This window comes from Elizabethkingia argenteiflava, from assembly GCF_009904105.1.
In the GTDB taxonomy this organism is placed as follows: domain Bacteria; phylum Bacteroidota; class Bacteroidia; order Flavobacteriales; family Weeksellaceae; genus Elizabethkingia; species Elizabethkingia argenteiflava.
This window is the reverse complement of record NZ_JAAABJ010000667.1, coordinates 1-211: the sequence shown is the minus strand read 5'-3', so window position 1 is coordinate 211 and position 211 is coordinate 1. Positions and strand designations below refer to the sequence as shown.

Here is a 211-nt window from a genome sequence, read left to right as displayed (position 1 = left end):
GATCTATTGCCCTACGTTTCCAACATTTACCCAACATTTCCGGATCTATTGCCCTACATTTGCAACATTTACCCAACTATTCCGGATCTATTGCCCTACGTTTCCAACATTTACCCAACATTTCCGGATCTATTGCCCTACATTTGCAACATTTACCCAACTATTCCGGATCTATTGCCCTACGTTTCCAACATTTACCCAACATTTCCGG

The 211-nt window shown here is 42.2% G+C and carries 1 protein-coding gene; it reads left to right on the top strand.

Features of this window, described 5'->3' with window-relative positions; all coding sequences use genetic code 11:
• Window positions 1-211, top strand: a 211-nt coding sequence (locus GNY06_RS13065; RefSeq protein ID WP_166520495.1) for a hypothetical protein, incomplete at both ends; no start/stop codon positions are given.